The organism is Actinomyces sp. ZJ308 (assembly GCF_011752065.1).
Lineage (GTDB): Bacteria > Actinomycetota > Actinomycetes > Actinomycetales > Actinomycetaceae > Actinomyces.
The window spans coordinates 91,470-100,067 of sequence record NZ_JAAIJY010000012.1 but is presented as its reverse complement, the minus strand read 5'-3'; the positions used below and the strand labels follow the sequence as shown (position 1 = coordinate 100,067).

6 protein-coding genes are annotated in these 8,598 nt (G+C 68.0%); 2 read left to right on the top strand and 4 right to left on the bottom strand.

The window, feature by feature from the left end:
• The first annotated feature begins 567 nt into the window (after nucleotides 1-567).
• Nucleotides 568-1,125, top strand: coding sequence for a DoxX family protein (locus HCR68_RS07030; RefSeq protein ID WP_167148049.1), 558 nt, complete (start codon nucleotides 568-570; stop codon nucleotides 1,123-1,125).
• Between the two features lie 139 nt (nucleotides 1,126-1,264).
• Here HCR68_RS07030 and HCR68_RS07025 read toward each other — a convergent pair whose 3' ends face one another.
• The 4 genes from HCR68_RS07025 to gatC all read right to left on the bottom strand — a co-directional run bounded on the left by HCR68_RS07025 (nucleotide 1,265) and on the right by gatC (nucleotide 6,318).
• Complete coding sequence (locus HCR68_RS07025; protein ID WP_167148047.1) at nucleotides 1,265-2,653, bottom strand: NADP-dependent malic enzyme; 1,389 nt, start codon at nucleotides 2,651-2,653, stop codon at nucleotides 1,265-1,267.
• A gap of 328 nt (nucleotides 2,654-2,981) precedes the next feature.
• Nucleotides 2,982-4,478: an Asp-tRNA(Asn)/Glu-tRNA(Gln) amidotransferase subunit GatB gene (gene gatB / locus HCR68_RS07020; protein WP_167148045.1), complete on the bottom strand. Its 1,497-nt coding sequence runs from the start codon at nucleotides 4,476-4,478 to the stop codon at nucleotides 2,982-2,984.
• Nucleotides 4,475-6,016 carry an Asp-tRNA(Asn)/Glu-tRNA(Gln) amidotransferase subunit GatA gene (gene gatA / locus HCR68_RS07015; RefSeq protein WP_167148043.1) on the bottom strand — a complete coding sequence of 514 codons (1,542 nt, stop codon included), beginning with the start codon at nucleotides 6,014-6,016 and terminating at the stop codon, nucleotides 4,475-4,477. Before gatA ends, gatB begins: the two co-directional genes overlap by 4 nt.
• Entirely contained in the window at nucleotides 6,013-6,318 is a 306-nt protein-coding gene (gatC, locus tag HCR68_RS07010) for an Asp-tRNA(Asn)/Glu-tRNA(Gln) amidotransferase subunit GatC (protein ID WP_075248934.1), read from the bottom strand. Before gatC ends, gatA begins: the two co-directional genes overlap by 4 nt.
• A gap of 400 nt (nucleotides 6,319-6,718) precedes the next feature.
• On the opposite strand from gatC, the gene HCR68_RS07005 reads away from it, so the two are divergent.
• Nucleotides 6,719-8,581 carry a L,D-transpeptidase gene (locus HCR68_RS07005; RefSeq protein ID WP_167148041.1) on the top strand — a complete coding sequence of 621 codons (1,863 nt, stop codon included), beginning with the start codon at nucleotides 6,719-6,721 and terminating at the stop codon, nucleotides 8,579-8,581.
• The last annotated feature ends 17 nt before the right edge of the window (nucleotides 8,582-8,598 follow it).

Genomic DNA, 8,598 nt, shown 5'->3' with positions numbered 1-8,598 from the left:
ACAAAACAAGCCCCAGAAACCACACACACCAAACCAAACCACCCACCAAACAAAAGCAGACAACCCAGCAAACATGCGCACAGCCCCCAGGACCCATGGCATAAAAAACATGACACACTATCGAGTTATCAAACAACACACCCAGCCAACTCTCACTCAAACCCGAAGGCTCGACCTCGCTCTGGCGAGCAACTCCGCTACTTTAGGAGACCTCGCGCTTCGATGTCAACCTCGAGAACATTGCTCTCGATCACATCTCGCAACTCTCTTATCGCAACGGATCGGCCGCCGGTAGGCCTCGCAGGAAGCTCAACCCGTTCGGCAGCGGACCGTACCTTAGGCAGGTCCACCCCCCGCCCGTCAAACCGAGCCCCCATGATCCAGGACACATCGAGTTATCGGCGCCATTGCAGCGATTTCTAGCCGACGTAAGCACATTGTGACAATCACCCTGCCAACCATCAGTTTTGAACGGAGGATCCGTGCACTATCGTCAACCGTTCAGTTCAATGTTCAACCTTCTGGTGATCGACTCCGCTCACCACGTGACCCTAAGGAGCACACCCCGTGCCTGCCTCCACTCGTGACGCCAAGCGTCTTCGTTCCGGATCCGACATCGTGACCAGTCCCTCGGCGCGCATCGTGCTGGCCATCTTGAGGATCGTCGTCGGTTTCTTCTTCCTGTGGGCCTTCCTGGACAAGACCTTCGGCCTCGGGTTCTCCACCTCTCCCCAGATGGCCTGGATCAACGGGGGCAAGCCCGCCCAGGGATTCATCAACGGCGTTGCGGCCAACAGCCCCTTCGGGGGTGCCTTCACGCTCTTCGCCAACCCGGTCGGCGACTGGCTGTTCATGGCCGGCATGCTCGGCGTCGGCGTCGCCCTTGTTCTCGGCATCGGGCTCAAGGTCAGCGCCATCGCCGCCTCAGTACTCATGGTGTCCATGTACCTCGCCCTGTGGCCCATCGGAACCGGGGGCACCGAGAACGCCGTCACCAACCCGCTGGTCGACCTCCACTGGGTCCTGGCACTGTCCACGGTCCTGTTCGCGCTGACCCGGGCCGGTGACACCCTCGGACTGGGCACATGGTGGTCTCGCCTGGTCGGGGACTCCTGGCTGCGCTGATCCCACCGACGTCCCGGTGACGATCGGCATCGAGGAGCGATCGACCGCCGGTGACAGAGGGGTGGGTGGTACCACCGGTCCGGTGGTACCACCCACCCCTCCGACGTCAGGCGTCAGACGCAGCGTTCCGGCCGTTTACTCATTCTGTTTCGGCGAACTTGCGCACGGCCTTGGCCACGGCATCGGCGACACGGGTGTCGAAGGCGCCGGGGATGATGTACACGGGGCTGATCTCGTCGTCGGCGATCACCGAGGCGATGCCGGTTGAGGCCGCCCGCAGCAGCTCGGTGGAGATGTCCGTGATGCCGGTGTCCAGCAGACCGCGGAAGAGTCCGGGGAAGGCCAACACGTTGTTGATCTGGTTGGGGAAGTCCGAGCGTCCGGTCGCCACGACGGCGGCGTAGTCGGCGGCGCGGATCGGGTCGACCTCGGGAACCGGGTTCGCCATGGCGAAGACGATGGCGCCGTCGTTCATGGCCGCCAGGTCCTCGGGCTCGAGCAGGTTGCCCGACGAGACGCCGATGAAGACGTCGGCGCCCTTGAGGCCCTCCTTGAGGGATCCGGTCACCTGACGCGGGTTGGTGTTCTCCGCGAGCCACTTGCGGTGCTCGTTCATGCCCTCGGTGTCCGCCGCGGACAGGGCACCGGTACGCCCGTAGCCGACGATGTCGGTGGCGCCGTGAGCCATGAGCAGCTTGGCGATGGCGTTGCCGGCCGCGCCGACACCGGACAGGACGATACGCACGTCCTCGATCTTCTTGCCCACGATCTTGAGGGCATTGATGAGAGCGGCCAGGGTCACGATGGCGGTGCCGTGCTGGTCGTCGTGGAAGACGGGGATGTCGAGCTCCTCGCGCAGACGCGCCTCGATGTCGAAGCACTTGGGCGCGGCGATGTCCTCCAGGTTGATGCCGCCGTAGGCCGGGGCGATGGCCTTGACGATGGAGATGATCTCCTCAGGGTCCTTGGTGTCCAGGGCCACGGGCCAGGCGTCGACGTTGCCGAACTGCTTGAACAGGACGGCCTTGCCCTCCATGACCGGCATGGCGGCCGAGGGACCGATGTCCCCCAGGCCCAGGACCGCGGTACCGTCAGTGACGACCGCGACGGTGTTCTTCTTGATCGTGAGCATCCGGGCGCGCTCGGGGTGGTCGTAGATGGCCTTGCAGACGCGGGCGACCCCGGGGGTGTAGACGCGCGCCAGGTCGCGACGGTTGTGGATCGGGTACTTGCCGGCCACCTCGATCTTGCCGCCGACGTGGGTCAGGAAGGTGGAGTCTCCGACGTTGCGGACGACGACGCCGTCGATCTCCTCGAGCTTGGCGACGAGCTCGCTGCGGTGCTTGGAGTCGCGGGTGTCCGCGGTGAGGTTGACGGTGAGCTTGTCGCCATCGGCGTCGGCCACGTCGACGCCGGTGACGATGGCGCCAGTCGCAGTGGCGGTGTCGACCAGGCGGGCCACCGCCTTCTGGGAGGCGGGCACCTCGAGGTACAGGGCGACGGTGTAGCTGGGACTGGGCAGAACCATGGGCACTCCTTGTGGGACTGGCGGGGTCTCGTGATAAGTGCTCTGAGCCTATCCCCCACGAGCCCTCTCCTAGCCGGATGACGGTCCCACGTCGACCGGATACTGAGACGCTGGCAAGCCATGACAAGCATTGAGAGCACTTGCTGGGAGGGGTATCACACCTACGAGACACCAGCACCCCATGCCTTTCACATGTCCTTCAGGCGTCTCGGCAACAGACGGTCCGGTTCGTCCCCATCCGCTTGCTGCACATGGGGACGAACCGGACTTATTCGGCTGCCCTCGGTACGAGTGGCAGTGTGGTCACGGTTGATCAGGGCAACCCGGATCAGCCCTGGACGCGTTCCATGACCAGCTCACGCACGCGCTTGGCGTCGGCCTGGCCCCGGGTCGCCTTCATGACGGCACCGACGATGGCGCCGGCAGCCTGGACCTTCCCACCACGGATCTTGTCCGCGACGTCAGGGTTCGCCGCCAGGGCCTCGTCCACGGCCGCCAACAGGGCCGAGTCGTCGGAGACGACCTCCAGACCGCGCGCGGCGGCCACGGCCTCGGGGTCACCCTCTCCGGCCAGGACCCCCTCAAGGACCTGTCGGGCCAGCTTGTCGGTGAGACGGCCGGAGTCCACCAGCCCCTGCAGCTCGGCGATCTGGGCCGGGGTGACGGCCATGTCCTCCAGGGCGACCTCCTGCTCCTTGGCGGTGCGGGAGAGCTCGCCCATCCACCACTTGCGGGCGGCCTGGCCGGTGGTTCCCGCCGCCGCGGTGGCCTCGATGAGCTCAAGGGCCCCGGCGTTGACGACATCGCGCATCTCGGTGTCGCTCAGGTCCCACTCGGCCTTGAGCCGACGGCGCTTGGCCGCCGGCATCTCCGGCAGGCCCTCGCGAATCTGCTCCACCCACTCACGGCTGGGGGCCACCGGCACGAGATCCGGCTCGGGGAAGTAGCGGTAGTCGTCGGCGTCGGACTTGACGCGACCGGCACGGGTGGTGCCGTCGGCCTGGCCGTGGCGAGTCTCCTGGAGAACCTCTCCCCCGGCGGCCAGGATGGCGGCCTGGCGCTGGATCTCGTAGCGGATGACCTGCTCGATGCCTCGGAAGGTGTTGACGTTCTTGGTCTCGGTGCGGGTGCCCAGCGGCGCGTCGGATGACTCGCGCAGGGAGACGTTGACGTCGGCGCGCACGTTGCCGCGCTCCATACGCGCCTCGGAGACGCCCAGGGCCCGGAAGATGTCACGCAGGGTGCGCACGTACGTGGCGGCCACCTGGGGCGCCCTGGCACCGGCTCCCTCAATGGGGCGGGTCACGATCTCCACCAGCGGCACGCCGGCCCGGTTGTAGTCCACCAGGGAGTAGCTGGCCCCCTCGATGCGGCCGTCGGCACCGCCGATGTGGGTGTTCTTCCCGGCGTCCTCCTCCATGTGGGCCCGCTCGATCGGGATGGTGAAGAAGGAACCGTCCTCCAGCTCGATCTCCAGGGCGCCGTCGTAGGCGATGGGCTCGTCGGACTGGGAGGTCTGGAAGTCCTTGGCCAGGTCCGGGTAGAAGTAGTTCTTCCGGGCGAAGCGGCAGGACTCGGCGATCTGGCAGCCCAGGGCCAGACCGATGCGGATGGCGTACTCCACCCCGCGGGCATTGACCACCGGCAGCGCACCGGGCAGTCCCACCGAGGTGGGGGTCACCATCGTGTTGGGCTGGGCGCCGAACACGTTGGGGGCGGCGTCGAACATCTTGGTGGCGGTTCCCAGCTCGACGTGGACCTCCAGGCCCAGGACCGGGTCGTAGCGGCGAACGGCCTCGTCGAAGTCCATCAGCGTGTCACTCATCGTGTCTCCTCCAGCTCGGGTGCGCGCGAGAGCAGCGGCGCCCCCCATGTCTCCTCCAGCGCGGCCTCCAGGACGGCTCCGGCGCGGTAGAGCCGGTCATCGGCCCGCTGCGGCGCCAGGATCTGGAAGCCCACCGGCAGTCCGTCGTCGCTCAGCCCCGAGGGCAGGCTCATGCCGGGCACCCCGGCGAGGTTGGCCGGGATCGTGGTCACGTCCAGCTTGTACATCGCCAGCGGGTCGTCCTTCTCCCCGAAGCGGTAGGCCGTCACCGGGGCCGTGGGCGAGACGAGGACGTCCGCCTTGTCCCAGGCGGCGGCGAAGTCGCGCTGCACGAGGGTGCGCACCTTCTGGGCCGAGCCGTAGTAGGCGTCGTAGTAACCGGCGGACAGCACGTGCGTGCCCAGGATGATGCGGCGCTTGACCTCGTCACCGAAGCCCGCCCCGCGGGTGGCCGCCATGACGGTCTCGGCGGTGACCGGGCCCGAGGCCGGCTCGACCCGCAGGCCGTAGCGCATCCCGTCGTAGCGGGCCAGGTTGGAGGAGGCCTCGGCGGGCATGATGAGGTAGTAGGCGTCCAGCGCGTACTCCAGGTGCGGCAGGGAGACGGTCTCCACCTGTGCGCCCGCCGCCTCCAGCAGCTCCAAAGCGGCGTGGAAGGAGGCGACGACTCCGTCGTGGTAGCCCTCGCCGCCGTCGAGCTCGGAGATGACACCGACCCGCAGACCGGTCAGGTCCCGCCCCTCCTGAGCGGCCCGCACGACCGCCGCCATGCCGCGCGGCGCATCCGGCAGCGAGGTCGAGTCCAGCGGGTCGTGGGAGGCGATGACGTCGTGCAGGAGAGCGGTGTCCAGCACCGTACGGGCCATGGGGCCGGGAGTGTCGAGGGAGGAGGCCATGGCGATGACGCCGAAGCGCGAGACTGTCCCATAGGTGGGCTTGACACCGACCGTACCGGTGACCGCCGCGGGCTGACGGATCGAGCCCCCCGTGTCGGTGCCGACGGCGACGGGTGCCTCGTAGGCGCCGACGGCGGCCGCGGAGCCGCCCGAGGACCCTCCGGGGATGCGTCCGAGGTCCCAGGGGTTGGCGGTGCGTCCGAAGGCCGAGTGCTCGGTGGAGCCGCCCATGGCGAACTCATCGAGGTTGGTCTTGCCCAGGATCGGGGTGCGGGCGGCGCGCAGGTTGCGCACGAGGGTGGCGTCGTAGGGCGGCACCCAGCCCTCGAGGATCCGTGAGGCGGCGGTGGTGACCTGACCGCGGGTGGCAATGAGGTCCTTGACGGCCACCGGCACGCCGGTCAGCTCACTGGTCGCCTGTCCCTCCTTGCGAGCGGTGTCGGCGGCGTCGGCCTGGCTCAGGGCGCGCTCGGCGTCGACACTGAGGAAGGCTCCCACGGCGCTGTCGACGGCGGCGATGCGGTCCAAGTGGGCCTGGGTGAGCTCGCGGGAGGACACCTCCCGGGCCGCCAGGGCCGCGGCCTGCTCGGCGGCGCTGCTCCTGATGAGGCCGGCCGGTCCAGTCTTGTCGGTACTGCTCATGAGGCGGAGTCCTCCCCCAGGATCTGCGGCACGAGGAACATGGAGTCCTCGGAGGCCGGCGCACCGGCCAGGAGCTCGTCGACGTCGAGCGTGGGAGCAGGAACGTCCTCGCGCAGTACGTTGGTCAGGGGCACGGGGTGGGAGGTGGCCGGAAGGTCCGGCGTGACCACGCTGGTGACCCGGGCGAAGGAGGAGGCGACCGCGTCCAGCTCCCCGGCCAGCCGCGTCACCTCCTCCTCGCTCAGAGCCACCCGAGCCAGCGCCGCAACCCGTGCGACCTCATCAGTGGAGATAGCAGACATGGTGTGGAGTCTAGCCGGGCCGACCGGGCCGACGTCACATGACGCCGGCGCAGGAGTCGATACAGGATCGGCAACGGGGACCGGTCCCCATGGACGATCCGGTCCGTGAGGCACACGCTGGACTCCAAACCCCGGGATTCCAGGGGAAACGAAACTGAGACCCGATTCGTGCGATCTCACAGCACTTCATCCCCGAGGATGATTGACATCCCCTCGTTTCACGGATGTCATGGTGGGCACTGGGTTGTTGACGGCCTTGCGGGAGCGGCGCTCCCCTGATGGATCGTGAGCAGCCCTTGGACCGGACCTCCAGGACGTTGGGCCACAGGGGGTCGGACGGACAACTGGATTCGACCGCGCTCCGCACTGTGCGGGGCAGCCGGTCGAGGGACGAGGACGCATGAGCAGCAACACTTCCCCCACTGGTGCTCAGCACCAGGGAGAAGCCTCATCGAGCAAGGCCACTGTGCTCAGCACACCCTACGGAGAGTCCGCAGGTGTGCGTCGTCAGTCTGTCTTCCAGGCGGCTGCGAACGGCACGGCACCGCATGCACGCTCTGCCAGCACCACCTCAAGCGATAACGAGGGCCTGGGCAGCACCGAGGAGATCGAGGTGGTCGCCCCGGCCGCGGTCGCTGCACCTGGCACCGACAACGAGCTGCACGACCAGCCGGGCACCGCCGGCGCCGAAGAGACTGGAATCACCGGCAGCACCGGCAGCGCTGACGGCATCGAGGACTCCGCCGCGGCCGCACCGGCGGGTCCCGCCCCGGTCTCCCCGGCCGCCCCCGCCTTCGCAGCAGCCACGCACCCGGACGAGGACTCCTACCTGGACGAGCCTAAGCGCCGGCGCCGCTGGCCGCTGGGTGTGGCAGCCGCCGCGCTCCTCCTGCTGAGCGTCGTCGGTGCGGGGGGCTATGCCTACGCCGCCCACTACGACGGCCGGGCCGTACCGGGGACGACAGTGGCCGGCACCGACGTCTCCGGCAAGAGCCGTGAGGAGGTGGTGGCCACCGTCGAGGACCTTGCGAAGAACGCCAAGGTCGACATCTCCGGGGACGTCACCGCCAGCGCCTCCCTGGCGGACCTGGGAACCACCGTGGACGCCCAGGCCACCGCCGACGCCGTCATGGCACGCGGTGACACGTTCGGCGAGAAGCTCCAGGCCCTGGTCTCCAAGGGCGAGGTCCCGGTGGCCGCCACCACCGACAAGACCACCGTGGACAGCTACGCCACCTCCCTCATCCCCGAGGACCGTGCCAAGGCGCGCAACGCCACCGTGGTACTCAGTGAGGACGGCACCACCTTCTCCACCACCAGCGCCTCCAAGGGCGCCGCACTGGACGCGGACGCCCTGGCGCAGGCCGCGCAGAAGGCCGCGACCTCCCTGGGCTCGTCATCGGTCTCCCTGACGATGACGAACGCCGACCCGAAGGTCTCCGACGACGACGCCCAGGAGGTTGCCGACAAGGCCAACAACTGGGTCTCGCAGGACGTGACCATCACCCTGGACGACGAGTCCTACACGGCGGAGGACACGGACAAGGCCTCGTGGATCACGGTGACCAACTCGGCCGACTCCGCCCCCACCATCGCCGTGGACTCCGCCAAAGTCTCGCAGTGGGTCCAGGCGCAGGCCGAGGAGGCCAACGTCGATCCCGTCACCGGTCAGCGCAACGTCAACGCCAGCGGGCAGGTCGTCTCCACCCCGACGGAGGCCAAGGACGGCAAGACCGTCAACAACGCTGATGCGGTCGCCACGTCGATCACCCAGTCACTCGGCAGCGACAAGGCCTATACCGGGTCCTTCGAGACGACGACGGTCAAGGCGGAGTGGAAGGAGCGCACCATCGCCGACGGTGCGGAGAACCTGCCCTACCAGGCCGCCCCGGGCGAGAAGTGGGTTGACCTCAACCTGTCGAGCAAGACGGTGACCGCCTATGAGGGTGCCACCGTCGTGCACGGTCCGGTCTCCATCGTCGACGGCGCCGCCGAGACCCCGACGGTGACCGGCACCTACAAGGTGTACCTGCAGTACGAGTCCCAGACGATGCGGGGTGAGAACGCCGACGGCTCGCCCTACGTCGCCGAGGACGTCCCGTGGGTGAGCTACTTCTACAGCGGCTACGCCTTCCACGGCGCGGCATGGCGCTCGAGCTTCGGCTACTCCGGCTCCCACGGCTGCGTCAACATGCCGGTCTCCGAGGCCCAGTGGATCTACAACTGGGTCGACACCAGCACCGTGGTCCAGAGCCACTACTGAATCGGAACCAGCGCCGA